Raw genomic sequence first — 25525 nt, 5'->3', positions numbered from 1 at the left:
ACACATATCGCACTACTGGACGCCGACGAGCAGTTCGTAGTCCTGGGGGTGGTCGCAGGCCAGGGCCAGCAGCGCGTCGGCTGCGGCCGGGTCGCCGGTGTTGGCGGCCTCGAGATGCAGGCGGGCTGCCTGGAGGGGGTCTTCGGGGTAGTCCACGTGCTCGCGGTCGATCAGGGCGAGCAGGTCGGCGACGCTCTGGGGCCGGCGTTGCGGGTCCTGGTGGGTGGTGGCGCGGACGATGCTGCGCCAGGGGCCGGGAGGTGGCAGCAGCGGCAGGTTGGTCTGGGGCAGGTCGCCGGTGAGGGCCCAGGCGATGACTCTGCCGATGCTGTAGATGTCGCTGGACGCGGTCGCCTCGTGGGGTGCCTGGAACAGTTCCGGGGCGGCGAAGCCCTCGGTGCCGATGTAGAGGCCGGTCCGGCCGGCCTTGGTGGTCTGGCCCCGCGGCCGGCGCACGATGCCCCAGTCGGCCAGGGTCCAGCGGCCGTCGAGGCAGAGGATGTTCGACGGCTTGATGTCGCGGTGCAGCCACCCCTCGGCGTGAGCGGGGGCGAGCACCGATGCCAGGGCGGTCACCAGGACGCGCAGCTGGCCGGGCTGCTGCAGCTGCTCCCGGCTCTCTTCGGCGGTCGCCTCGGCCCAGGGCATCACGAACCAGGTGTGCTCGGCGCCGAAATCCAGGACCGGCATCGCGTGGACATGGCCGTTCAGGAACTGGCCGACCTCGATCTCGCGCCGCATCCGTGCCACCGGGCGTTCGGCCGGGTACTTCTGATGCAGCTTCTTCAGGGCGACGATCAGGCCGGTGGGCTTGTGCGTCGCCCTGAAGACGTCCGCCTGACCGCCGGGGACGGGCTTGGGCGGGCAGTTGTAGTCCTTGCGCTCGCCGCGCGCGGCGCGGCGGACCATCTCGTAGGCGCTGTGGCCGGACGGTGCCGGCTGAGTGACAGCCGTGTGGAGAGCGGGCGCAGGAGTGGGGGATGCCGGGATCTGGCGGGCCTCGTAGACCGGGTAGCCGCTGACGGTGGAGGCCGGGACGAGGCGATAGCCGTCGGGGGCGAGCGCGCCGTTGATCAGAGCCAGCAGCGGCTCGGTCTCAGCGGTGTCCGTCCGTACGGCGGGGTGGACCATCTCGGCCAGGAAGCGGAGCAGGACCTCGTCGGGGCCGCCGGCAAGACCGAAGCGGGAATCGCCGAAGACCCAGTCCTCGTCCCAGTCACCGGGGTTGTTGAAGCGGTGCTGGACGATGTCGCCCTCGGCGGTCGCGAACCGCGGATCGAAGCTTTCCAGGCGGTCCAGGTCGTAGAGCCTGCGCAGGAAGGTGACCTCGTCGAGACTGCCCGCCCAGGGCGCCCCGCTGGTGCGCAGCGCGTCGAACAGATGCCTGCGGGTGACGTCGGTGATGACCGCCGACGGCCCTGCGAGGATGACACTGCTCCGGAACCGGCCGGTGACGGTGTCGGGGACGACGGAGCGCAGCAGGGAGGTACCCATCACGCTCTGGTCGCGGGCGCGGGAGAAGAGGTCCAGGTCGAAGACGACGTCGTTCAGGGCCCGCAGCACGGTGTGCTGCATGTCGGCGCCCAGGTGGGCAAGCCGTTCGTAGTAGGTGTCATCCTGCCCGAGCGAGAAGTAGGCCCCGTCGAGGGTCTCGAAGGCGTCCGGCACGGGCGTCTGGGCCGGTGCGGTCATGCCGAACCGGCCGATCTTGACCTGCCCGATGCTCCTGGCCTCGCCGCGTGCATCCGCATAGAGCAGTTCGAAGGTGGTCTTGAAGTGGTAGTCGTCCCAGTTGTCCCGGACCAGGAACGCCTGCCCCGGGAGCGGGGAAGCGGGCCGCGTACGAACGGGCAGGACGGTGAACTGCACGGTTCCTCCGGAGTACGCCCCGGCCCACGGCCGGGCATGTCAGTGCAAAGGGGTCTTCCACCGCGCCCTACGGGGCGGCCTGCTCCCGTCGCCCAGACCTCACGAGGGGGTTGAGGTCCTGGGTGCTTCGAGGTCCGCGAGCTGTCGCTTGGCCCACTCGTGTGCGAGGTCAGACCGTGATGGCGAAGACCCACAGGTGGGGGTCGGGGCCGGGGATGATCACGTAGTGGACGATGGCGGTGCGGGTTGTGATGACGCGTACCGCCTCATCCATGTCGTGCTTGTCGGCCTGCGGCCACGACCAGGGGTCGGTGCACGCACGGATCACCGCGTCGTGGAGCTCTTCCTTGGCCGGGCCGGGCAGGTTCTTGATGGTCTCGCCGACGTGCGCGGCGAACCGGGCGGGGATTGCCGTCACGCGCCGAAGACCTCGTCCATGGTCATGGAGCCGGTTTCGGGCCGGCCGCTGGCGATCCACTTCTGGTAGGCGACGCGGGCGTGCATGCGCGCGCGGGCCTCCCGCAGGTCTTCGGGACCGTCCGCGGCGGCCTGGTCAGCTTCGAGGACACCAGTGACGTAGTCGTTGAGGGACATTCCGGCGCGCTGCGCCGAGGCGCGCACCTTGTCGGCCAGCTCCTGGTCGACGCGCGTGTTGAGCTGTGCGATTCCCATAGCGCGATGTTAGCGATTTGCTAGCAGACAGGGAAGGGGGTCTGTCGGGCGACAAGGGCTGCCTACGCCACGGCGGCCGGGACGGCACCCTCGGTCGTCCAGTCGCCGTCGAACAGCGCGGCGACCAGACGGGCGTGAGCCTCGGGGAGCCGGCCGTCGCGGTGCTTGGTGCGGGATCCGGCGAGCCAGGCACCGAGCCGGACCGTGTCGCCGTCGACGACGATCTCCTCCCGCGAGGCGGGGGCGCGGCCCTCGCGGTGCAGGAAGAGTTCCAGGAGCTGGACACTCTCCTCGAAGCTGCGGCGGATGCGGCGGGCGGGGGCGAGCGGGTTGGTGTCGGGGGTGAGGTCGAGGGCGGTCATCATCTGCTGCTGGCCCGGGGTGAGGGCGGCCCAGGTGGTGAGCTGACGGTTCAGCCAGGAACCGATCTTCACCCCGGCCAGAACCGTGTCACGGGTGAGGATGGCCGTGTCGGCGCCGGTGGCGAGGTGGGCGCGCAGGAGGTGGTATTTGCGGTGCCAGTCGGCGCCGTGGGGCAGGCGCCAGTCGGGGGCGAGGGTGGTCAGATCCTGCGCGCGGGCTGCGTCGAGTCGGTCGTGGGCGGCGAGGTGGCGTTGTTCGGCGAGCCAGGCGCCGACGGGGGTGGTGGCGGGGGCGGCGAGGTGGCCGTGGGCGCGCAGGTAGTCGGCGGCCGCGGTGAGGCGGGCGCGCCAGGCGGCGGCGTGCTTGTCCCAGATCATGCCGAGCGCGTCGAGTTCGGCGATCCAGCGGGCTTCGAGACTGCCGGCCGTCCGGGCGTCGCGCATGGTGGTGATGAAGGTGCCCAGCCGGTAGCCGGTGGGGTCGGTGTAGTCGGCGGGGACGTCGAGGTGGCCCATCTCGGCGCGGTAGTTCTGGGCGGCCGCGAGGCCGAGGCGGCGGCTGCGGGAGACGGGCTGGTCGCGGGGGTCGAAGGAGACCAGGTCCATCGCCTGGGCGATGCGCTCGGGGTGGACGGTGAAGTCGAAACTCCAGCGGCGCGCGATGACCTGGCTGCTCTCGCGGGGCAGGCGGTTGGCCTTGTCCGGCAGGCGCTCCATGATGCGGTGGTCGTGGCCGGCCAGCGCGGTGGCGATCGCCCACACCGGCTCGTAGGCGGTGCCCAGGATGTTCTCGCTGTCGGCGCCGGGCGGGATGTAGACGGGGACGATCAGGGAGGCGGTCTTGCCGGAGACGTCCAGGCGCAGCGCGCGGCCCAGGGCCTGGGCGCAGCGCACGACGCTGCGGGTGGGGTCGGCGAAGACGATCGCGTCCACGCTGGGGATGTCGACGCCCTCGGCGATCAGGCGGGAGTTCGCCAGGATCGCGCAGTCGGCGGCCGCGAAGCCGGTGAAGGTGTCGCCGCGCTCGGCGGGGGTGTTCTCCCCGTGCGCGAAGAACATCTGCGGGGCGATGTCGGGGACGAGGCCGGGGTCGGTGCGGGCCAGCAGGCGCAGGGTGTGCGGGAGTTCGCGGGCGAAGCGGCGGGCGTCGGCGACCAGGTTGAAGTAGACCAGCACCTTCTTCAGACCGTGCTCGGTCATCGCGCGCAGCACGGACAGGTGCAGGGCGGTGGTGCGCAGCGCACCATCGTCGTCCCCCTCCCCCGCGGTGTCCTGGGTCGTGCCCGCGGTGCCCGGGGCGGGCATGTTCAGGCGGCGGCGCAGGTCGGCGTCGGTCAGCGTGGGCACCACGATGCGGTAATCCGCGGCGCGCCCGTCCTCGACCGCCTGTGCGAGCGGATATTCGAAGACCTTTTTGCCGTAGACCTGCTCGTTTTCCATCGAATTGGCGGACACGTCGACGTCGGGAGCCGGGGCAGGGGCGCGGCGGCGTGGGCGGGTCGCGTCGGCGGACTCGGCCAGCTCTGGAGCGGCGAAGGTGCGCGGGGTGGCGGTCATGTAGAGACGGCGGTCCGCGTGGATGCGTTTCGCGTCGTTGACGATGGCCCACCTCTTGTCCGCGCGCCCGGCGATGCGGTGGGCCTCGTCCATGACCGCGAGATCGAACGCCGGCACCTCATAGCGGGTCTTACGGGTCTTCTCGATCTTGTCCAGGGAGTCGTAGGTGCAGATCACCGTCAGCGCCGGGATCTGGTCCTCCTCGTCGCCGACCACGGACATCAGCGCGGCCAGGGTGCGCGGGTCGGTCGCCGACATGACGTGCGCGGCGACCAGGTCGTCGCGGCCGGCCACGTCCATGGAGGAGACGATCACCATGTGCTCGAGGTGCCCGTCGCGACGCCACGCCAGCGCCGTCTGCGCGGCCAGGTCCAGGGTGGGGACGACGAACAGGACGAGCCGCGCGTCGAGTTCGTCCGCCAGCCGGATCGACACCAGCGTCTTGCCGGTGCCCGTCGCCGACACGTACAGGGCGCGCGTCCCGGGCCGCCGCAGATGACGCGCCAGCCGCGAGAGGGCCTCGGCCTGGTCGGCGAACAGCCGCTTCTTCTGCGACTGGTCGGAGGCGGAGACGACGGCCACGGTCATGCGGGCTTCCTCAATCCGAGAACAGGGCGGCAGCCGGACGGCCGCCGCGGTCGGGGAGGTCGAGGTCGGTGCGACCCCATTGAAGCCCCACCAATCGAGCACCCTACCAGCCCGCCCATCATTCGTACGCGAAAAGTACGGTATCCGTACGCAGAATGTGCGATCCATGGGATAGGGTTGGTACCGGAGGTGTCCCATGTCCGAGCTCTTCGACGCGGTCGACGCGCTGATCGCGTCCCGGTCCCCGCTGCCGCCGCCGGCCGAACGCAGGCGCCTGCGCCAAGCGCACGCCCTGACCCTGGACGAGGTGGCCGCGGCCCTCGACGTCCGGCGGGCCACGATCGGCGGCTGGGAGTCGGGCAAGGCCGAACCGAGGCCTCCGCAGCGAGAGGCGTACGCGCGCCTGCTCGCCCAACTCGCCCTCCTCTACCCGGCCGTGGAGACCGCCGCTCCCACCGCAGTCCCGCAGCCCGAGGCCCCCGCACCGGAGGCGTCCAGCGCGGCGGCGTCCGGCGCGGCGGCGTCCGGCGCGGCGGCGTCCGGCGCGGCGGAACCGCGACCCGTGAAGGCGACAGCCACGCCCGCCCCTTCCCCCGCTGCCTCCCCCGTTCCGGCCTCCGAGGCCGGTGCCGCCGCCCGGTCGCCTCATCCGGCGCCTGCTGCCGCGCCGTCCCGTCCGTCATCGCGGCGTCCGGGCGCGCCGAAGGCCGCTGTCCGTACGCCCGATGGCGGGCCCGCGCACGGGCAGCACGGGCACGGTCCGCTGCTGGTCCTGGATGCCGACGCGGACGGGCAGGTGACTGGTTACGGTGTCGGGGGTCTGCTCCTGGACGTGCCCGCCAAGTCGCTGCCCGCTCTGGTCGAGTGGGCGCTGGGAGAGGCGCAGTTGGGGGCGGAGCGGCTGCACGGTTCGGGCAGGGATGCCGATCCGCTGCTGGTGCTGACCGGGGCGGCGTGTGAGCGCTACGGTCTGCCCGCCCAGCTGCCGGAGTCGGCGCGGCTCGCCGGGCGGCTTCCGGAGGGGCACAAGGTGCTGGGCCAGCTCGAGCGTGCCGAGTGGCAGCTCACTAAGCGGGGATTCGGGCCGTGGGCGCGGATCTACCGTCCCGCGCAGGGGGGCCGACGCAGTTGCGTGCAGTTGTGCATCCCCTCCTGGCACGCTCTCGACGACCGTGCCTGGGGACATGCGGCGCAGCTTGGTCCGGCGGAGCTCGCGCGGGTGCTGGGCGTGTACGCGCAGCGGGTCGTCACCCCGGTGGGGACCACGGCGGTGACGGGGCTTCACCTGATGACGGCGCTCAACCCGCCGACCCGTGCGAGCGAGCCCGACGAGAACGGTAAGCGGCACCGCGAGCTGCGGCCCGGATCGCTGGGAACCGAAGCCCTGGATCCGGCGCCGTGCGAGGCGACCGACGGCCACCCTGTGCTCGCGGGTCTGCCCCGCTTCCACGTGCGCGGGCCCGAGGAGAAGCTGATGGAGGAGGCTTACGACTGGGCGCGGGAGATGACGGAAGCCGAGTGCATGCAGCGCCACCTGGTCGGCATCGACGTAAACCTGGCGTTCGGCGCGGCCGCCAACGGTGCGGTCGTCGGCCTGTCCACTCCCCCGGTGCACGTCGTGCGTCCGGGGTTCGACGCGGCGGTGCCCGGCTCCTGGCTGGTCGACCTCTCCCACGTCGACCCGTCCCGGGTGAAGATCGGCAAGCAGTGGCGCGACCTGGACGGCGACCTGCTGCCCAGCGCATTCACACCGACCGGGGAACGCCCCACCGGTCCGGCCTGGTACGCCACCCCGACCGTCGCCTACGCCGTCGAACTCGGCTACCAGGTTGCCCCGCTCGAGGGCTGGCTGCGCCACGACAGCGGCCGGTACCTGGACGGCTGGTACAAGCGGCTGCGCGACGCCTACGTCGCCACCATGGCCGATCTGGGCGTGGGCGAGAAACTGGGCCCGCGGGAGTTCCTTGAGGCGATGGACGGCTACAAGCAGCGCGATCCGGAACTGGCGATCGTCCTGGACGCGGTGAAGATGACCGTCAAGGGCGGCATCGGCAAATTGCAGGAGAAGGCGCGCGGCGGGGGCTGGAAGCCGGGCCACACCTGGCCCGCGCTGGCCCGCCCGACCTGGCGCCCCGACATCCGCGCCGCCGTCATCTCCCGTGCCCGCATCAACATGCACCGCAAGATGCTCAACCTCGCCACGGCCACCGGCCGCTACCCCATCGCGGTCCTCTCCGACTGCGCCGTGTACGCCGCCGACGGACCCAGCCCCCTGGAGGTCCTGCCCTACGGCGCCGACGGCAAGACCGTCGCGGGCAGCTTCCGGCTCGGCGTGTCTCCGGGGATGGTCAAGCACGAGGGCACCCAGAGCGTGCTGTGGGGAGCGGAGAAGTCCGAGGAACTCGGCGGCGACGGCCACATCGCCAACCTCGCCCGCTACATCAAGACCGGCCGGGCCGACGGCCCGGACACCGGGAAATAGAAGGGGGACAGCATGGTCACCGTCGCGGAAGAACTCGACAAGGCTGTGCAGGGCGCGTTCACCCGCCCGCTGCCCAAGTCCGCCGGAGCGCAGATGCGTTACCTGGTCCGCCAGCACCAGCACAGCACCGCACGGGTGGCCGAACTCCTCGGCATCAGCCAGCGCACCGTCGAGCGGTACGTGAACAACCAGATCAGAAAGCCGCGGCCGCAGCTCGCCGAGCGGCTGGAGCTTGAGGTTCGCAGCCGGTGGCAGCCGCAGGTCAGGGCTCGGGCCAAGCAGGCCGCTGCCACCACGAACGGCATCATGATCGACGTCCAGGGCCGGTTCGGGTACACCGCCGCGGGCGACAGCACCGACCAGTCCCGCGTCCGCCACCTCACCCTCCCCTTGCCGCCCCACCACGCCGCCCGCCTCTTCCAGGCCCAGCAGGACGGCGTCGACGAGGACGACCTGCGCCAGATCGCCGCCGAAGCCCTCGGTGAGGTGTATTTCCGCGACGGCGGCCGCCGCGCCCACGGCCTCGAAGTGAAACTCACCGACCTCGTCGACCTCCGGTTCGACCTGTAGAAGAGGCAACCGTAGGAACTGGTGCGGCTTGCGTCGCGCGCTGCCGTGGCCCCGCGTGCGAGGCGACGTAAGTCTCCTAGGCCATCTGCATGCCCGGCCGCCTTCGCCGCACCCGGAGCGCCCGAGAAAGGTGCCAGGATCCGGCGGCGAAAAGAGAGATAGGGCCACGCGCCGCCCCCGGGCCGGGGCAGACGCGTTCCGCCTGGATCGTTTCGCCGACCTTCGCACCCAGCGCGTTTCCCTGCAGATTCCTGTGCAGAAAAGGGCGCCGATCCCACCGGCACCGGACAGGGCCACCAGCCGACGCACCCCACCACAAAGCCAGAACAGCGCCACAGCAAACCGAGACCCAACCACGCCCATGATGCGTACCCCGTGATGATCCGTATCGTTGGTAGTAGCTCCGGGTAAAGCGCCGAGATCACATTCCAGGGCGGTACGCGAGGAGGCACGAGATAGGGCCCAAGCGTCTGGCGCTAGCCGCTACAGCTGCCAACGCCGTCGTGCAGGCCAGAGCCGGAGTTCGTTCCGGTCGAGAATTACTACTTGGCCAAGACACCTCGGTGCCCCGCCGGCCAGTGCTTCTTCCCAAGACTGTCTTGACAGATCCACGGTCTTCACCGCAGAAGAACGATCTGAAGCAGCCCGGTCCAAGAGGGCTGTCGCGCCTTGAGCAACCGCATCCCTGGGCGTCGTGCGGTTCACGATGAACGTTCTAGGCACAGCCCGCAGATTCCTGCAGGACGGACTCGACTCGGGCGAACCCTCGATCGAACCCTGAGGAGACGCCATGACACAGACAAGCGCCCACCGCTCCGAGACAGCTCCGGCGACAACTCAGCCGAGAGACTTCGGTCGCGGGGTCTTCTCCGCAGTCATGCTGATCATCACCGGTGTCACGGACCTCCTCCAAGGCATCATGGGCATCGCAGACGACGACATCTTCGCGAGACCACCGAACTACACGTTCAAATACGACGTGACCGGCTGGGGCTGGTTCCACCTCATCCTCGGATCCCTGGCCATCCTCGTGGGTATAAGCCTGTTCAGAGCCTTGCTCCTCTGGCGGATCATCGACATCCATTGGCGGATCATCGGCGTCACGATCGCGGGAATGCTCATCATCACGAACTTCCTATCGCTGCCGTACTACCCGATCTGGTCGGTCATCGCGATCGCCCTGTATGTCTTCATCATCTGGGCACTGACGGCCACCAGTGCCGTGAGCATCAGGAGGACCCGGAGCGGGGCAACATTTTGTCCGAGGGCCGCACAAGGATCGCCCGGTGGGGGTGCGTACCTGCCCCGAGGCGACGTCGAGGTGCACAGCCCTGACCCGGCGCCGCCCGTGCATGGCCCTGTCCCCGCGCCGCCCGGGCCGAGTCTGGATCGGTTCAACCACCAAGCTCCGGGTGAGACAGAGGCCCGCCGACTGGTGGCGGAGCTGGCGGAGCAGACAGCTGTGGGGCGGATCGTTCCCTTGCACGTGCAGATAGTCTGCGGCTCCGACCGCGGCGCAGCGCTCCGTGAAGTCTCGGTACCGCCGGAAGGCGTTCGCGTGACGGTCTCCGTCCATGCCCCAGGCTTGCTGGACCTCGGCGATATGCAGCAGGAGCTGACGATCTACCCCGGCCAGGACTCGGATGTTCTGCGGTTCGGGTTCAGAGCTGATACGCCCGGCCTACATGAAGTGACGGTCCGCGCATATCGGGGAGGGACATACCTCGGCGACGTCCGATGCCAGATCTCAGTCGCGCACCAGGGCGATACCAGGGACGGACCAAAGTGCTCAGCCCCACTGCCCTCGGTGGCATTTGACCCCGGTGAGGTCACACTGCAGGTTGTGAGGGATCGCGACGACGCCTTCAGCTTCCAGTTGTTGAGCGAAACGTCTCACGCTCCCGAAAGCGGCAGCTTCCGGGCGGGAGATCCCCGCCGAGAAGCGGAGGAGATCTATAAGGAGCTCCGGGCAGCGGCCCGCGGTGATAGCAAACGTGACCCCAAACAGCTTCGGGAAAGGCTGCGCAATCATGGGACCAAACTGTGGACCTCAGCCGTTCCCGAGGCAGTGCAGCGCCAGTTCTGGGACGTGGCAGACCGCATCTCCTCTTTCACGGTGGTGGGGGAACACGATGCAGTGCCCTGGGAATTGTTGTATCCGCTCGACAAACAGCACGGCGACCATGGCTTCCTGGCCGAGTGGGTTCCCGTTGCGCGCCGTGTCTTCGGCCAGGACCGCGTTCGAGAGCTCGACCTGCCTAGCGTGGCCTTCGTCGTCCCTCATGGTTCTCCCACCCACAGCGATGAAGAGGTCCGGATGGTGCGTGACCAGTTCGGATCAGGGGTGCGGGACCACGGGATCCTGACCAAGGGCGAAGAGCTCACCACGCTAATCAAGCAGGGTCATGCCGGCGCGCTGCACTTCGCCTGTCACAACAGCTTCACGTCTTCCAGCGGCTCCAGCGTCACCATGGATGACGGGCCCTTCGACCCGCTCGATCTGGCCGCCTCCGCCCAACTGCAGAGCCTTCGCACGCACCATCCGCTGGTGTTCTTCAACGCCTGCCGCACAGCCGGAGAGATCAGCTGGTTCGGTGAGACTCTCGGTTGGGCCCCGCAATTCCTCCAAGCTGGCGCGGGTGCATTCATCGGGACACTGTGGCCGGTACGTTCGCAGTCCGCTCTCGATTTTGCCGACGTCTTCTACCACGGCCTCCTCGCTGAACACCACTCGCTTGGCGAAGCATCACTCGAAGCACGACAGGCCATCAGCGGCCACCAGGGCGACCCGAGCTGGTTGGCCTACGCCATCTACGGCAGCCCTGACGCGACAGCCCACATCACCCGCACATGAAAGAGCAGCACGGCATGGACGCTCCGGTGTTCGTCATCCACGGGGTCGCCAACCGCGACCGGGACAGCTTTGTGAAGGCCGTCGCGTCCCTTGAGGCCGCCTCCGGTGTGAAGATGGTGCCGGTCTACTGGGGGGATCTCGGCGCGGAAGACCGGTTCATCAACCTCACGCTGCCTCCCGCAGCCGCCAGCCGCGTCGAGGCGACCGGTGCCGAACTGCGTGATCGCGGTGAAACAGGACCCGACCAGGTAGACGCGTCGGTGCTGCTGTCTGTACTCGTGGCACCGACAGACCGCCGAGGGCAATGGAACACGCTGGAGTCTGCGGTCCGCGCACGCCTAACCGAGGACGCGGAAGTTTCAGGGTTTGCTCTGCGGGACGGTGACGATGAGCGGCCCGATCCCAACGAGGTCCTGGAATACCTCGAAGAGGAGTGGCCCGAAACCCAGTGGTTGTGCCGCACAGGCGACGCCAGACTGCTGCTGGCGACCGGACGGTCCCTCGCCGAAGCTCTCATCGACTCCGCATGCCTCAACGACGGCCATGAGGAACTTCGCGACGGCGCCGGGAGGGGCAGAGGTCTTCGAGCCTTGGTTCGCCGCCGTCTGCAGGACCTGGACCGAGTGGCTGGCGCCGCCATCCAGGCCACCGCAGGCAGGATCAACCACGCGCTACGCACCGGGTTCGGCCCCGGCACCACTCGCTTCCTCGGCGACGTGCTCGTCTACCAACGCCACCAAGCAGCCATCCACGCCCGGGTACAGGAAACCATCAAAGCGGTGGACCCCGACCTCGGCCGCACCCCCGATCGCCCCGTCCGCATCGTCGCCCACAGCCTCGGCGGAGTCATCGCCGTCGACATGGCCACCGCCACCCACCCGCTATGGACCAGCTCCCTGCTCACCTTCGGCTCCCAGCCAGCCTTCTTCCACGCATGCGACCCACGCGGCGGACAACTCTCCCCCTATGCCGGCAACGGCGCCGTCGTACTCCCCGAATCACTGCACCAATGGACCAACCTCTGGGAACCCCTCGACCTGCTCGCCTTCATCGCATCCAACCTCTTCCGCCTCCACGACGGCACACCCCCCCACGACATCCCCGTACCCCACACGGCAAGCTCCGGCCTCTGGACACACTCCGCCTACTGGGAAAACCCCGACGTCGCCAACGCCATCAACACCGCCATGGCCAGCCCCTGACAGCGCGTCCCCACTCAGCCAGCCTGACCCACCAGTCGAAACCGATGTCACTGAGCCGCGGCGGCAGCATGTAGATGACCCACGGCAGACTGAGGCAGGTCAGCAGCACCGCGGCCGCCCAGCCGTTCTGCCAGGCGCTTGGGTCTGTACGGTGAGCGGTGTAACTCCTGAGCTGGAAGCGACAGTTGATGACTGACGTGACGAGTGACATCGCGGCCGGGGAGGTCTCTGTGAGTGGGACGGGCGCCGTGGATGACGGGCTGGTTGCCGAGTTGGTCGCCCGGGCCCAGGCCGGTGGGGTGAAGCTCACCGGGGAGGGCGGCCTGCTGCCAGGGGCGTGATCGGGCCGCGCACTCATCAGCTGGTCCTCCCGGCAGGTCGTACCGCCGCGGTACGCGCGCCAGGTCAATGTGGATGCAGGGATCGGGCAGATCCCAGCGGGGGTGCGGGGCGATCGAGGCAAGGTTGGTACGCGGCGGCCAGCTGGCCGCCTTCACCGCCTGCCAACCCGAATTTCCGAGCACGCCGAAAGGCTGCTGGGCGCTGGGACTGTTCCATGAGATGGAACTGGACGTCGTGGTGGCGGAGCTGTCGGTGGGCCAGCGCCGGTGCACCGGCAGCTACTTCAAAGTCCTCACCTGTCTCTTCTCCATAGTCTCCGTCATTACGATCCGCAGCGGCAGTGAGAACATCACCGTGCAGGAGATCGACGCCGCAACGGCCCAGCTCTGCCCGTACACGAGCCACAGCGGGCCGCGGGGCCGTTCACCTCGTATGAGGGCCTACCCAGTGGATCCGGTTTCGCCAGCGCCTGCACAAGCGTCGTTGGCTGGCACGTTGGCGTAGTTGACCCCAGGAAAGAGCCCGATGCGGCTCTCATCGACGCGGACTCTTGCTGGCCGCAGAGCGTCGTCCGAGAGACGGCACAGCACTTCCGCTTCACGACGGCCGTCCCTGGTGGTGTACCAGGATCGCAACTGGCCGAAGCGACGTTTCCCGTCGGCGGTCTCAACGAGCACGGGCGGATCTGGTGCGCGTCCCGGCCCCTCAGTCACCTGAGTGAAGAAGCCTTCCTCGCGTAGGCGGGTACACAAGTCCACCAGTGAGGATGCTTGGGTGCTTCCCAGTTCCATACCGATCTCGAAGTGCTCTTGAAGACCGAGGGAGGACAGGTTCGCGCTGCCGAAGTAGCCGGTGGCGCGGTCGGCTACCACAAACTTGGCGTGCATAATGCCGGGATTGGCCCCGGTCCACCAGTACAAGGACGTTCTTCCGTAGTCGGCGCAGTCTTTGACGAGGTCGTTCAGGGGTTGGGCCCGGCTGCTCGGATCGTGGGCGTAGAAGTGGACGGCGACCTGGCGCTCGGCGACGGCGGGCAGCAGAACCTCGCGCAGTAGGTCGCAGCCGTGGCGGTTCCAAAAGGGGCCGCCGATGTGGAGTTCGCTGTTGGCTCCGGCGATGACGTCCTGGACTAGCAGGTCCAGGCGTCGGACGGGGGGCGCTACCAGGTGGGCGGCGGCTCGCGGGGTGGTGAACGCCAGGGGGCGCTCGGATGGTGGTGCTGCGGGCGGTGGGTCAAGGCCGTCCAGGACGTCCAGGAGCACCTGGAGTTGGGAGAGGCGGGCAGGGACGAGCCCTGCGTACCGGCCGGAGCCCAGTAGGCCGCACTCGGCGGCGAGCTGGCGTACGGCGGTAGCGTGATCGTCTGCGACCCCGTGCAGGCGGAGGGCGTCAAGGGTGTCGGCTCTGGCGATCTGCCGTGTCCATTCGGCGGCTGCCGCGTAGCTGCCCGCGAGGCGCTCCAGTAGCTGGGCGAGGGGGACCAGCGATCGCAGTTCGTCGGTCATGTGTGGCTCGAGGCGGCGGTGTAGCGGAGGAACTCTGCGGCGAGGCCTCGATCGAGGTCGTCGTTGAACAGCTGGCAGCCGAACGTGAGGTAGACGCAGCGTTCGCAGCAGCGCGGTGAGGACTGATGGCATAGCGGGTCGTTCTCGCAGCTGAGCACCGAGTCGGCGGTGCTCTCCAGCCAGCTGAGCACGCGGTTGCTGAGAAGGGTCCACAAGGATCCGAGGGTGAATTCACGGACGTTGTCGGCGTATATGGCGACGGTGAGTGCCTTCGTGACGACCCATTCGGCGAGGGTGTTCTCGGCCAGTCCTACTTGGCCGTCGTCCAGGGACCGAAGCAGGAGGTGGCCGAGGGTGTGGATGACCGTGTGTACGGTTGCTGTCGCGCGGGCGGCTTCCGGGTCGTCTTGGTCCGTGAACAGTTCCAGTAGCCGCTGGCGGGCCGCCGATTCGTCTTCGGCCGCCCCGACGGTGAGTCCTTTGGCGTTCAGGAACGACAGGACGGAACGTGCGGAGAAGGTGACCAGAAGTGCTTCGGTGTCCGATGCTGCGACGTAGACCGGGTACTTTCCGTCGTGGTGGTACTTGTTGTGGAAGCCGGTCAGGACGCCCCGCTCGGGCTCGTGCTCTTCTCTGGTGTAGCCGAAGGCGACTCGGGCTACGGGGAACTCCCAGGTGACCGCGATCTCTGCGATCCCTAGGGTGCGGGCCTGCTCGCGGGCGCGTTCCGTGGTCTGCTGGGCCAGCAGGTCCTGGAGCTCGGCGAAGCGTGCGCACTGGTCGTCGAGGGTGATGCGCTGGATCTGGGCGGGGTCGAAGACGGCTGCGCGTTCCACGAAAGGGCGGTCTGCACCGAGCAATTCCCACCGCTCGTTGTCGGCGTCGGCACTGGGCAGAGCAGCCAGGCCGCTCTCCTCGGGGCCCATCATTCTGCGGAACTGCTCGATCTCCTCTTCCCGCATGTGGATCTGGCGCAGTTGCTGTTCTCTCTGCTGCCATTCCTGCGGGGACAGGCGCGTTACCGTGACGCCCTGGGAGGCGTCGCCGATGCCCTGGGCCAGAGAGTCGATCAAGTTCAGGTAGTGGGCGGCCGCGATCTGGCCGCGTTGGGGGTGGCGCTGGTACTGCCGAAACCCGGAGTTGTCGATGTTGACGAGCTGGAGGGTGTGGACCTGGTAGGCGCGGGTGTCGTTGAACGTCCTTGCCCGCATCATGGCGCGGCCGGCTGCGTCCTTCCATTCGCAGCCGCAGGGGGACTGCGAGGTGCCCTGGAGCTTCGCGCCGCCGCAGCCTGAGCCGACGCAGCGCCAGAGGGCGGTGATGAAGCTTCCCGTGTTCTCGAACACGATGTGGTCGTAGCCGTGCGCGGGAACACGGCATTTGGGTACGTACATGGGGCGGATGCGTCCGCAGTTGTGCGCGTTGAAGTAAGGGAGTTGCCGCAGCGGTGCGCCGCAGGTGCGGCACCGAGGGTCGGCCGCGAGTTGCTGGGCCTTCACGTATGTGCGCACACGGCGGCAGGAGCGGCGGACGCATTCGAGGACGAGCGGGAACACCTCGAAGCGGACGAGGTCAGGGCTGATCAGGACGAAGTTCTGCCGCAGTCGGCCCTGCGGCACGGGCAGGGCGGCTCTGGCGTCTTCGCTCCAGCGCTCCAGGTAGCGGGAGATCTCGTCGTAGATGACGTCTTCGTTGAGCTTTTTGACCACGTCCCCGTCGACTGCTTGGACCCTGCCTCGCAGCCGCTGTTCGTGACGGAAGACGGCACCGGGCAGGAATGCGGTCATGGCCTGGCTACGGCTGCGGTTCATCCTCGCCCCCCTTGCTGTCGGCGGTATTGGTTGCGAGCGCTTTGAAAGCGTCCCGGCTGCTGGTCAGTGACTGGAACGATGTGCTTTTGTCGATGTCGCGGAAGCTGGTGAGCGGCTGTTGGAGGAACAGGTAGGCGGTACGCCTTTCCTCTGCACCCTTGTTGAGGTTGGGTCGTTCCTCCTGCCTCCAGGTTTCCATGATCCGCTCAACGAGGTCGTTCTCCAGTCCGCGCCCGTTGACGCCCTCCACGCGCTCGCGGTAGCAGGCTGGGATCCGTCGTTCCAACCAAGGGTCAAGGAGTGGTCGTTGGGCGCTCCACCAGCGCTTGAAGTCTTTGGAGTAGTCGGCTCCTTCTGGCGGTGGCTTCAACGCGGGGTCGCGGGCGGCGTCGTGGAGCAGTGCCAACACGATGCCGGGCAGGGTGCGTCGGGCTGCGAAGTAGGCGTACTTGTTGACGGGCACGGGGGTGACCATGCGATCGAGCAGGCGGTGATAGCTCAGGAAGTTGGAGAACATGGAGCGTTCGCGGCGCGAGACGGGGTCGTAGACGGTGACGACGAGGCCTGCGTGGGTTCGCCCGGCCCGGGCGGTGACCTGGATGTAGTCGGCGGCGGTCGGCGGCATGCCAGCCAGGACCAGGAGGTTGAGTCGCTCGAGGTCCACCCCGTGGCTGAGCACACTGGTGCCGACCAGGGCGCGCAGCCGCTCTCCTCGCGGGGTGTCCAGGTGCTCGCGTTGGACCCGGGCGATGGCTGCCGCAAGGTCGGGGACCGGGACTTCGCCGGTGAGCACCGCGTGCTCGACGCGGTCGAGTCCGGCGTGTTGCAGGTCGTCGGAGAGCTGGCCGAGCTCCTCGTCGAGCTGGGTACCGTGCTGCTTGCTGTTCACATAGGCCAAGGAGACCTCGTAGGGGAAGAGGAGTCGTGGGAGGTCCGAGTCGGGCAGCCCGTGCAGGGCGAGGCGCTCGCGCAGGGCCTTGGGCTCCTCTTGGAGCCGGGCGATCTCGGTGAGGAGCTCGCCCTGCACGATCGCGGCGACGTCAGCTTTGCGGCGCTTGTGCGGGAGCACTCCAATGTGAACGCGCCGGAAGTCGGGCCGGGTCGTGGTGTAGAAGCTCTCGCCGAGTGTCCACCCCGGTGCGGGGAAGGCACGGGGACGGCGGCCGTAGAGCTGGCGAAGCTGGTCCTGGTACTGCTCGATGGTGGCGGAGGCGCCCAGTACCTTGCTGGGCAGGCCGCTGCCTGCTCCTGACTGGAGTTCGGCGATCATGCCTTCGTAGTGGGCGTTGAACGCGCCGAGCTCCTCCTTGAGGAGGTGCATCTCGTCCTGCACCGTCAGTGCCGGTACCGGGTCCTTGATCGGACGGGCCGCCGGGTAGCCGCCCTTCGGCGCGATGCAATGGTCCGGCCCGGCTGAGCAGACTCCGAAACGCGGGAAGGAGAAGTAGCCATGCTCGGCGCAGCGGTGCCTCGGTCCGTGCTGGAACGCGGTGAACTCGGGGAACCAGCTGTGCCCAGTAAGCTTGTCGACAGTGGAGATGACAATCGCCGGCAGGGTGCGGTAGACCTCAACGTCGCTCACGTGCAGGGGCAGGATCCGCTGGCAGGCGGTGCACTCGTGATGCAGGCGGACCGCGTCAGTGTCTAGGCGCAGCCGTACGCTGTCGCACTCGCAGTAGGGGCAGGTGATCACGAGCCGGTCGCGCAGGTGGTCTTCGGCGAAGGTCCCCGCCCGGGTGGCGGCGGCCTCGATCTCCCAGCCGCGCCACCAGCCCCGCTCCCAGTGCAGGTCGTTGGGACTGCCCGTCCCGCCGGCCAGGTAGCCGAGTGCGAACGGGTCATCGTGAGGGGATCCGATCTGGCGTTCAGTGCGGAGCTCTTCTGCGGCGATCAGCATGCGCAGGGTGCGGTCAAGTTGTTGCACACTGAGCATTCGCAGCGGGAAGCGCAACCAGGCGGTGACCCCTGCGTGCTTGCCTCGCAGCCGGTCGTAGAACAGGGCCGTGAGGATCAGCCCCAGGTATGCCTCGGTCTTTCCCCCGCCCGCGGGGAACCACAGCACGTCGGTGTGGTCGAGTTCAGCGCGCAGGTCCGCCCGCTGCGGGTGCTCACGCACGGCGAGGGCTGGCAGGTGGGAAACGATGTAGACCAGCTGGAAGAGCCGCCAACTGTCGTAGGTACGGCCGTCGTTGACACGGGCGAAGACCTCGTTGGCGAGCCGGAAGGCGAGTTTGAGGTCCGGATCCAGGTCCAGGCACTCGCGGCCGAGGCCGAACCGCCTGGCCTCGTCGTCGAACTGGGCGCGGTCGGCTTCGATGGCCCTGTGGTGCGGCAGCTGCTGGGCGGCTCGGCCGACGGCGGCGAACTCCCGGGAGTAGCGGGCCATCGCGACCTCGACGGAGTCCAGGATTGGGGCCGGGTCGTCGGCGAGTTCATGCCACCGCGGGTGCCGCACCCCAGCTTGGCGGGGCACGACGGTGTGTTGGACATGGACGGGCAGGGTCTCGGTCCGCAGACCGCTGCCGTGGGGAACTGCTGCGCAGCCGGTACCGCGACCGATCACCTCCGCCAGCGCCTCCAGCCGGTAGTCGCGGGGGGCGAGGTGGAAGCGCTGGGGCACGATGCTGATGCTGTCTCGGGGGAGGACCGCGAAGCGGCAGTCGTACACGGAGAGGTCCTGCCAGTCGCTCTGCGCCGTGTCGCTTTGGTTGTGCAGCGAGACGCGTATGAGGTGATCACCGCCGTCCAAGGCCTGGGCGTGCGCGGACAGCACTAGCTGGGGTGCGCAAGGGGCTGTGTCGCGGTCCAGCAGTGCCGCGACATGGCGGTGGAATGCCTCCTCGTCGGCCATGGCCTCCGCGGGGAGCACGTTGCGCCTGCGCCGCCCCTGGCGGCCCTGCGGCCCGGCGGTGAGCGGGCGACGGGCCTCGGGGCGGACAAAGTGCGCATCCACCGCGCGGCGGATCGCCCGGTCCAGCACCTGCTGGGCCTCACTGAGCACGTGTGGATCGAAGTCGCCTTCCCCGAGCGGCACTTCGATCACCAGGTCGGGCACGTGGACGTCGTGGCGACGCCAGACGCCCAGCAGCTCTCCCGGCCGGGCCTGTGCGCTGGAGGGGCCTTCGTCGCCGCGCAGGTACTCCATGTGCTCGGCGTAGCTGGCGATGTCCTCCAGGTACAGGGCGAATCGGCAGTGGACGGCGAGCTGCGCCGTCCTGCGGCCGGGGGCGGTGCGCACCCGGAAGTCGAGTGCCAGGACCGGAGACGCCTGCGTGCCGCGCAGGGACTCGACGGGCCGGCGACTCGGGTCGGCCGTCGCCTCGTCTGGTGCCGACAGGTGTCGCGGCGGGACGGCGACGGCGGGCAGCACTCCGACGACGACGTGGTCGCGTGGTGTCCATGGGGGTGCGTGCGGGGCGCCGCTGCGGTCGGCGAGCCTGTCGGCGAGAACCTGCGTCAGGTGTTCGATCAGCACCGTCTCCCGCTGGTTGTCCGCAGCGCTGTCGGGGTGCGGCGCCAGCGGGTTGTTGCGGGCATCGTTCACGGCGCCTCCTGTGGTGAGCTGCTTGTGCTGCAGGGGCCTGGCACGCGGCCCAAGGCGGCCGCGGAAACGCTCTTCTGGCCGCCGACGCGGCGGACGACAACCAGGTCGAACTCCTCGAGAACCTCCGAGACGTCGATCCCGGAGCACAGTGTCTTCAGCTGGCGAAGCGCGGGGCCTTCCGTGCCCCGTGCGGCCTCGGTCATCGCCGCCGCCGCCGTGTGGCCGAGCGCCCGGTGTAAGCGGCGTAGTTCCTCCGCCATACGGGCCAGGCGCTGCCACGTGCCTCCTGCGGTCAGGCGGGTGTCCCGGGCCAGCAGGGCAACCCGGTGGATGTCTTGCGGGTCCTCCGGGGCGATGACGCTGCCGTCGGCCCATTTGCTCACCGTCTGCCATGACGAGACCTCGCTCCCGAGGTTCTTCAGGGCGGTGAGCACTTCCGGCCACGAACCTCGCTGCTCGTGCACAGCGGTGATGGCCTGCCGGAAGAAGCCGATCATCGTGTCCATGGCGGTCACCTCGGCGCTGTCGTGCATCACCATGACGAGCCGGTCGTGGAGTCTGGACTGCCCATCGCCGCGTGCGCGCAGTAGCCGGCTGCCGGGAGTGAGCGCGGCCACGGGCACCCTGGCGTAGCGCTGGCCTATGAGGACGTCGACCTGCTCGTCGCTGCGCAGCCAGAGCACCGCCCCTCCGGGTTCGATGAGCACGGCCGTGGCCGGCACCGGGTCGTCCGCTACCGCCGGGGCGCTGCGGCCGGGGTCCGCCGAGGTGCCGATGGCCCTGGCCGGGGCGTCGTAGTCCTCGAAGAGCGCCGAGAGGTCGAGGGCGAGCCGACTGTCGCGCTGGGGTGAATCGTCTGGCGCGGAGGACGGTTCGGAGAGGTCGACGGGGCCGTACGTGACGGGCAGCGGGGGCGTCGCCAGCTCCGGCACGTCCCCCAGACTCAGCACTGCGGCGGTCTGGCGTATCTGCTCGTGCCAGCCGTTCAGCGCGCGGCCGGCCGAACGCTCCAGCCAGGTGTACTCGCTCTGCTCCACAACGGCGACGTGTTCATCGGCAGCACCGGAGAACAGCACGCCGGTACGTAAGGTCGAGGGGACACCGAGGTGAAGCTCGAGCCTCGGCAAGGCGTCCCAGGCCAAGCGTTCCGCATAGGGCATCACGTGCAGCGCACCGGTTCCCCTGCCGACGGCGGGCCCGGGCTGGGGGGCGAGCAGCAGGGAGTCAGCATCACCGCCGAGTGCGTCGGCCAGCTCCTCGGCGACAGCGGCGGCGGCGGAGCGGGAGCGGGTGCGGACGAGGACGGGGGCGTGTGCCCGGTCAGCCCGTGCCCAATCGATCAACGCAAGCAGCAGGTGCCAGCGCGGGTTGTCGTCGTACAGCAGTTCATACAGCTCCAGCACGCCGCGCCGGAGGTCGGGCCATTGGGTCTCCCGGAACAGTCCCCACTGCCCGGCCCGCCCCTCCAATGTCCCGCGGGACACCGACCGGGCCAGCGCCCGTGCGCCGCTACCGCGCCCCATCGCCTGCCATGTGTCTTGCCTTCCGATCGAACCCCAGCTGCACCACAGCAGGTTGAGCAGACGCACGGCGTCGGCGATCGGCTGCGGCCAGGGCTCCGACGTGTGGACACGCCGTGCTGCGACCACACCCGCCACGACGGTCCGGTGGAGCTCGGCGAGCTGCTTGTGGCGGTATACCGCCACGCTCGGCGCGGCTGCCGGGCGGTGGGCGAGGAGGGCGTTACTGGTCAGGGGGCCGTATGCGGGGCGGTGCCCGAGGGTGTGCCGCACGTCGGAGCGCAGCGCGGGACTCCAGGGCCATTGCGTCCAGGTCCGGCTGCCGCCCGGCTGGGTGCCCAGATCGGCCACGGCCACGACGCGGGCGGCGTCGTGCTCGCTTGCCCAGGCCAACGCGCGCTCCCAGGACTGGTCGTTGGCCATGCTGGTGCGGTCGATGACGACGGTGCCGACGCTGGTCCCCAGCGAGGGCCTGCCGAGTGCGGTGTTGAGGTAGAACAGTCCCGAGGGCGAGTCGACGGCCCTCGTGATCCTTCCTTGAAGGTCGACGACCCGTCCGTCACCGCGAATTCTCTGCATGCGCAGAGCTCGCGAGAGGTTCTGCCGGCCGATCGCGAGCTGTGCCAGCCGTACGGTGACGTTGGTGCGCAGTCCCACGACGACGACCGGTCCGTCAGGGACCGGGCAGGGTGATCCGCCAGTCAGCTCTGCCCCGCGCCGTATGAGCTGGAGGTAGATCCCGATCAGCACGGCCAGGTCGTGCCGCCCGCGCGGGAGGCCCAGGTACACGCTGCGTTCTTCGCTCGATAACGCGCGGGACAACAGGGTCAGGGTGGCGCGGTCCAGCGGGCCGAGCTCGACGGTGCGGCCGCGGTCCGTCATGCGAAGGGCCTGCACGCGCTCAAAAAAGTCGGCCGGGCCTGCGTCAGGAGGGACGAGGCAGTCCAAATATGTCACGCGCGCCATCACCCACCTGGTGTCCCCCCACTACCTACCGTTACAGTAACGCACGTTGACAGGCCGTCACCTGCTCCTGCCCAATCCGAGGGCGGTGGATCTGGGTTCGGACCACCCGGGGGCACGCACATGAACGAGAAGCTAGGGGCGGGCCTCCCCCTGGTCTCACTTCTCGAGGCCGGGCCGGCGCCAGTGGAGTGGAGCCGGATCGCCGAGCACGAGTCATGGCGCAAGGAGGTTCACCGGCCCGCGACCTACGTGCACAAGTGGTGGGCGAGGCGCCTAGGCAGCGTCGCACGCCACTTATTGCTAGCTGCCGTGTCCGGGCCGGACGAATCCATTGCGGACGCCTCGGCCAGGCTGCGAGGGCTCGTCGTCTACGACCCTTTCGCCGGATCGGGCACCACCCTTGTCGAGGCGGCCAAACTCGGGGCCGCCGTCGTCGGCCGCGACATCAACCCCGTCGCGACGCTCACCCAGCGGCAGGCGCTGCAGCCATGGGATCTCGAGGTGCTCGCGGACCTCTTCGGGCAGGTCGTCAGAAAGTGCGCCCGCCCCGTCCAGGAACTGCACCGCACAGTCTCCAATGAACCAGTCCTGCACTACTTCTGGGTGGCTCTGGCGCGCTGCCCGGAGTGCGGCGAGGACGTGGAGCTCTTCACCACCCGGGTCTTCGCCCGCCATGCGTACCCGCGCAGATTCCCCCGCGCGCAGACCGTATGCCCTGGCTGCCGGGGCATATGCGTCACCGACTTGAGCAAGGACGAGAGGGGGCACTGCCCCGCCTGCGACATGACCTTCTCGTTCCAAGGAGCCGTCCGGGGACGGTTCATGACGTGCCGTCTCGGACACCGCACCCCTGTCATTGCCGCGCTGAACGGCGCCGTCCCTGAACGGCGCATGTACGCGAAGCTGGTGCTGCGCGCCGACGGCAGGCGTGAGTACCGGGCAATCGACGACTTCGACCTCTGTCTGTACGACAAGGCAGCCAAATCCCTCGCCGACGCCTCCCCCGATGAGCTCGTACGCCCGCTCGGCGCGCTTGAGGAAGGCGTCAGCACCGTCCAGGCGCTGCGCTGGGGGTACGACTCCTGGGAGCGGTTCTTCAACGAGCGCCAGCGTTACAGCCTGGGACTGATCGGCGCTGCGCTGCGCGATCTCCCCGGGGCCTCAGCGGAACGCGAGGCGCTCATTGCATCGTTCGGCAGAACCGTCGAACACCACAACCTATTCTGCTCCTACAAGGGGGAGGGCACCGGCCCGGTCCGCTCGGTCTTCCACAACCACGTACTGCGGCCGGAGCGGTGCAGCGTCGAAGGAGACCCCTGGGGCGCCCAGGGGGGATCGGCTGGGTTCTCCGCGGTGCTCACCCGGCTACACAAAGCAGCCCAGTACAAGAGCACCCCGCTGGACTTCAAGGCCGAGGCCAGCCGGATCCTCGCCGTCAACCAGTCCTCACTTCCCGTCGCCCGCCCCCTGAGCACGACGTGGCAGCAGTTCGTGCGGGATCCCGCAACGGCCTACACCACCACCGGCGACGCCTCGCAGACGGATCTCCCCGACGACAGCGTGGACCTCATCGTCACCGACCCTCCCTATGTAGACAACGTCCACTACTCGGAGCTGGCCGACTTCTTCCACGCGTGGCTTAGCGCCATGCGCCCCTACCGGGGCTACCCAGACATACCCAGCACCCGTGCCATCCAGGAAGTGCAGAACGCCGCCCCTGCTGGATTCCAAGCCACCGCGGCCCGGGTCTGGCGCGAGTGCCGGCGCGTCCTCAAGCCCGGCGGCTGCCTCCTGTTCAGCTTCCACCAGTCACAGACCACGGGCTGGTGCGCTCTCATGCGGTCGCTGTCCGACGCCGGCTTCGTCGTCACCACCACCCGCGCCGTGGTCGCCGAAGTGGCGACCAGTCTCGCCAAGACCGCAGCAGCGGAGCCCAACCGCATCGACGTCATCGTGGTGTGCCGGGACGCTGCAGGCACGTCTGCTGAGGCAGCCCCCGACCTCGACCAGGCCGCCACGCACGCACTGTCGGAAATCCAGGGCCTCAGAGGAGCCGGGCTGCGGATGGGTCCCGGCGATGTCCGCACCGCCGTACGCGCCGCGGTCCTGGCGGCAGGGACACGTCAGGCAGCCGCCGACTGGGAGACCCTGAAAGCAGAGGCAGACCAACGAGCCACGGCAGCGGTAGCAGAATTCAACACAAGTTGACTCCTCCGGAGCGTGCCGATGCCTGCCGCATCTCGGCCCGCCCAGGCCGACGACGAGAACCGGGGTACGGCCTCAACATCCGGGAGCGCCCAACAACGACTGCCCCGCCCTCTCGCTGCTGTCAGTCACCTTCAGGGGAACGGGGTGGCGTCGCACTGATCACGTCCGCCACCGGAGTCCGGTTCAAAGCCGGTCGCGGTCCTGCGTTGCGGGGAGGAAGGCGCGCAGGGGTTCATCGACCGCGATGGTCAAGGCGCTCGGCGCGGACGCCGGGATCACCCAAAGCGATGTCGGGTCGGCGGTTCGACCGTCAGGTCCCAGAAGCGGAAGGAGACGTCGCCTGCTGGTCGGTGAAGCCTGTGGAGTATGGAATTCTTCGCTCCAAGGCATCGCCCACGGCCGAGACAGCTTCGCTGAGGCGCCGGACCACCTTCGTAGGGAGAGCCAGACGTCCGATGCCCCGTTCAAGCGACTCGTGCAGGTGTCGCTCGCAAACGACGGCATCCGCGTACCCGACCGCCCACGGCTACATCTCCCGCGACTAGACGTGACCCTCAACCACGGGCGCGGCCGCCGATTCTCGAAGTTCAGAGAACACGTGAACACCCTGCTAATGCAGGAAGTCCTGGCCGAGCCGAAGTGGGTGGGGCGCCTGGGCGCCTCGGCGACGCCCACCAGCGCGCGCTGTCCCCGCTGTTCTGGACCCACGTCAAACCCTGCGGCCGGTTCGAGCTGGACATGAGCAACCGGCTCGACCTCCACCCGGCCGCGGTCATCCCCGGCCACCAGCGGGCGGATGCACGGCAGACGGCGCCTTCCCGGGAGCGCACCGGCCATTGGTAGGAGGGCGCCTCGTCCCCGTCAAACAGCACCTTCAGCCGCTGCCTGGTGGTTGTGCGCTGAGCAGAGTGAGGGCGTTGCGGATGCCCTCTTCGAGGAGCTCGTCGGAGAGTCGCCGGTTGGACAGGGCGCGGGAGAGCTGCAGTGTCCCGACCATCATGGCGTAGACGTTGAGGGTCTTCGTGCGCATCGAGCGCGGATCGGCGGGCGCCAGGCGAGCGGCGATACCGTCGATGACGGCGAGTACGCCGTCGGTGTACGCCTGCTTGGTCTCGTCCGTGCAGCGCCCGATCTCATCGAGGAGTGCGGCGGAGGGGCAGCCGTCGTCGGGGCTGTCGCGGTGCTGGGGCGACAGGTACCATCGTACGATCTGCTCGAGTCCGGCGATCCCGGGGGTCGCCTGCTCGATGACGTTCGCGTACTGCGCGCGCAACTGGTCCGCGACAGCGGCGGCCACGAGGTCGTCCTTGGATTCGAAGTGGGCGTAGAAGGCGCCGTTGGTCAGTCCGGCGTCCGCCATCAGCGTCGAGATGCCCGAGCCGTCGATACCGTCCTGCTTGAAGCGGCGGCCGGCGGTCTCGATGATCCGCTGCCTGGTCGCCTGCTTGTGCTCTTTCCCGTAACGCGCCACGC

General features: G+C 68.9%; 15 protein-coding genes. 6 read left to right on the top strand and 9 right to left on the bottom strand.

The genetic code is table 11. The features are described from left to right. Positions 1 to 12: 12 nt before the first annotated feature. The 4 genes from WJM95_RS35320 to WJM95_RS35305 all read right to left on the bottom strand — a co-directional run bounded on the left by WJM95_RS35320 (position 13) and on the right by WJM95_RS35305 (position 5048). A complete protein-coding gene (locus WJM95_RS35320) occupies positions 13 to 1869 on the bottom strand; it encodes a serine/threonine protein kinase (RefSeq protein ID WP_339135262.1) in 1857 nt (618 codons plus the stop codon). 169 nt (positions 1870 to 2038) lie between these two features. After that, complete coding sequence (locus WJM95_RS35315) at positions 2039 to 2287, bottom strand: hypothetical protein (protein WP_339135260.1); 249 nt, start codon at positions 2285 to 2287, stop codon at positions 2039 to 2041. Continuing rightward, a complete protein-coding gene (locus WJM95_RS35310) occupies positions 2284 to 2541 on the bottom strand; it encodes a toxin-antitoxin system HicB family antitoxin (protein WP_339135258.1) in 258 nt (85 codons plus the stop codon). Before WJM95_RS35310 ends, WJM95_RS35315 begins: the two co-directional genes overlap by 4 nt. A gap of 62 nt (positions 2542 to 2603) precedes the next feature. Then, the gene (locus WJM95_RS35305) at positions 2604 to 5048 is read right to left on the bottom strand and encodes a Helicase associated domain protein (protein WP_339135255.1); all 2445 of its coding nucleotides are present in this window, start codon (positions 5046 to 5048) and stop codon (positions 2604 to 2606) included. A gap of 196 nt (positions 5049 to 5244) precedes the next feature. On the opposite strand from WJM95_RS35305, the gene WJM95_RS35300 reads away from it, so the two are divergent. From WJM95_RS35300 to WJM95_RS35285, 4 genes are all read left to right on the top strand, one after another. Next, the gene (locus WJM95_RS35300) at positions 5245 to 7530 is read left to right on the top strand and encodes a helix-turn-helix transcriptional regulator (protein ID WP_339135253.1); all 2286 of its coding nucleotides are present in this window, start codon (positions 5245 to 5247) and stop codon (positions 7528 to 7530) included. Positions 7531 to 7542: 12 nt separating this feature from the next. Beyond that, entirely contained in the window at positions 7543 to 8100 is a 558-nt protein-coding gene (locus WJM95_RS35295) for an XRE family transcriptional regulator (RefSeq protein WP_339135251.1), read from the top strand. An 877-nt stretch (positions 8101 to 8977) separates the two neighbouring features. Further along, positions 8978 to 10954, top strand: a complete 1977-nt coding sequence (locus WJM95_RS35290) for a CHAT domain-containing protein (RefSeq protein WP_339135250.1) — start codon at positions 8978 to 8980, stop codon at positions 10952 to 10954. After that, the gene (locus WJM95_RS35285) at positions 10951 to 12156 is read left to right on the top strand and encodes a hypothetical protein (RefSeq protein WP_339135248.1); all 1206 of its coding nucleotides are present in this window, start codon (positions 10951 to 10953) and stop codon (positions 12154 to 12156) included. Before WJM95_RS35290 ends, WJM95_RS35285 begins: the two co-directional genes overlap by 4 nt. 782 nt (positions 12157 to 12938) lie before the next feature. Here the strand turns inward: WJM95_RS35285 and WJM95_RS35280 are convergent. From WJM95_RS35280 to WJM95_RS35265, 4 genes are read right to left on the bottom strand one after another with little or no spacing between them, the layout of a single operon-like run. Continuing rightward, on the bottom strand, positions 12939 to 14003 hold the full coding sequence (locus WJM95_RS35280; RefSeq protein ID WP_339135246.1) for a phospholipase D-like domain-containing protein: 1065 nt from the start codon (positions 14001 to 14003) through the stop codon (positions 12939 to 12941). Further along, on the bottom strand, positions 14000 to 15814 hold the full coding sequence (locus WJM95_RS35275; RefSeq protein ID WP_339135244.1) for a hypothetical protein: 1815 nt from the start codon (positions 15812 to 15814) through the stop codon (positions 14000 to 14002). Before WJM95_RS35275 ends, WJM95_RS35280 begins: the two co-directional genes overlap by 4 nt. Beyond that, positions 15798 to 19358 carry a helicase-related protein gene (locus WJM95_RS35270; protein WP_339135242.1) on the bottom strand — a complete coding sequence of 1187 codons (3561 nt, stop codon included), beginning with the start codon at positions 19356 to 19358 and terminating at the stop codon, positions 15798 to 15800. The genes WJM95_RS35275 and WJM95_RS35270 overlap by 17 nt, the downstream gene beginning before the upstream one ends. Then, on the bottom strand, positions 19355 to 21760 hold the full coding sequence (locus tag WJM95_RS35265; protein WP_339135240.1) for a hypothetical protein: 2406 nt from the start codon (positions 21758 to 21760) through the stop codon (positions 19355 to 19357). Before WJM95_RS35265 ends, WJM95_RS35270 begins: the two co-directional genes overlap by 4 nt. 204 nt (positions 21761 to 21964) lie before the next feature. On the opposite strand from WJM95_RS35265, the gene WJM95_RS35260 reads away from it, so the two are divergent. Continuing rightward, positions 21965 to 24052, top strand: a complete 2088-nt coding sequence (locus WJM95_RS35260; RefSeq protein ID WP_339135238.1) for a DNA methyltransferase — start codon at positions 21965 to 21967, stop codon at positions 24050 to 24052. Between the two features lie 639 nt (positions 24053 to 24691). Next, positions 24692 to 24895, top strand: coding sequence for a hypothetical protein (locus WJM95_RS35255; protein WP_339135236.1), 204 nt, complete (start codon positions 24692 to 24694; stop codon positions 24893 to 24895). Between the two features lie 31 nt (positions 24896 to 24926). On the opposite strand, the gene WJM95_RS35250 is transcribed toward WJM95_RS35255, so the two are convergent. Further along, on the bottom strand, positions 24927 to 25523 hold the full coding sequence (locus tag WJM95_RS35250; RefSeq protein WP_339135234.1) for a TetR/AcrR family transcriptional regulator: 597 nt from the start codon (positions 25521 to 25523) through the stop codon (positions 24927 to 24929). Positions 25524 to 25525 lie beyond the last annotated feature (2 nt).

Origin of the sequence: Streptomyces sp. f51 (genome assembly GCF_037940415.1) — a bacterium.
GTDB lineage: Bacteria > Actinomycetota > Actinomycetes > Streptomycetales > Streptomycetaceae > Streptomyces.
Note: the sequence above shows the minus strand (reverse complement) of the source record. Positions and strands in the feature narration are given on the sequence as shown.

Coding starts and splice junctions, on each gene's coding strand:
- WJM95_RS35265 (WP_339135240.1), bottom strand. CDS start 21,760: ATGACGGACCGCGGCCGCACCGTCGAGCTCGGCCCGCTGGACCGCGCC.
- WJM95_RS35300 (WP_339135253.1), top strand. CDS start 5,245: ATGTCCGAGCTCTTCGACGCGGTCGACGCGCTGATCGCGTCCCGGTCC.
- WJM95_RS35295 (WP_339135251.1), top strand. CDS start 7,543: ATGGTCACCGTCGCGGAAGAACTCGACAAGGCTGTGCAGGGCGCGTTC.
- WJM95_RS35260 (WP_339135238.1), top strand. CDS start 21,965: ATGAACGAGAAGCTAGGGGCGGGCCTCCCCCTGGTCTCACTTCTCGAG.
- WJM95_RS35280 (WP_339135246.1), bottom strand. CDS start 14,003: ATGACCGACGAACTGCGATCGCTGGTCCCCCTCGCCCAGCTACTGGAG.
- WJM95_RS35275 (WP_339135244.1), bottom strand. CDS start 15,814: ATGAACCGCAGCCGTAGCCAGGCCATGACCGCATTCCTGCCCGGTGCC.
- WJM95_RS35290 (WP_339135250.1), top strand. CDS start 8,978: ATGCTGATCATCACCGGTGTCACGGACCTCCTCCAAGGCATCATGGGC.
- WJM95_RS35285 (WP_339135248.1), top strand. CDS start 10,951: ATGAAAGAGCAGCACGGCATGGACGCTCCGGTGTTCGTCATCCACGGG.
- WJM95_RS35305 (WP_339135255.1), bottom strand. CDS start 5,048: ATGACCGTGGCCGTCGTCTCCGCCTCCGACCAGTCGCAGAAGAAGCGG.
- WJM95_RS35310 (WP_339135258.1), bottom strand. CDS start 2,541: ATGGGAATCGCACAGCTCAACACGCGCGTCGACCAGGAGCTGGCCGAC.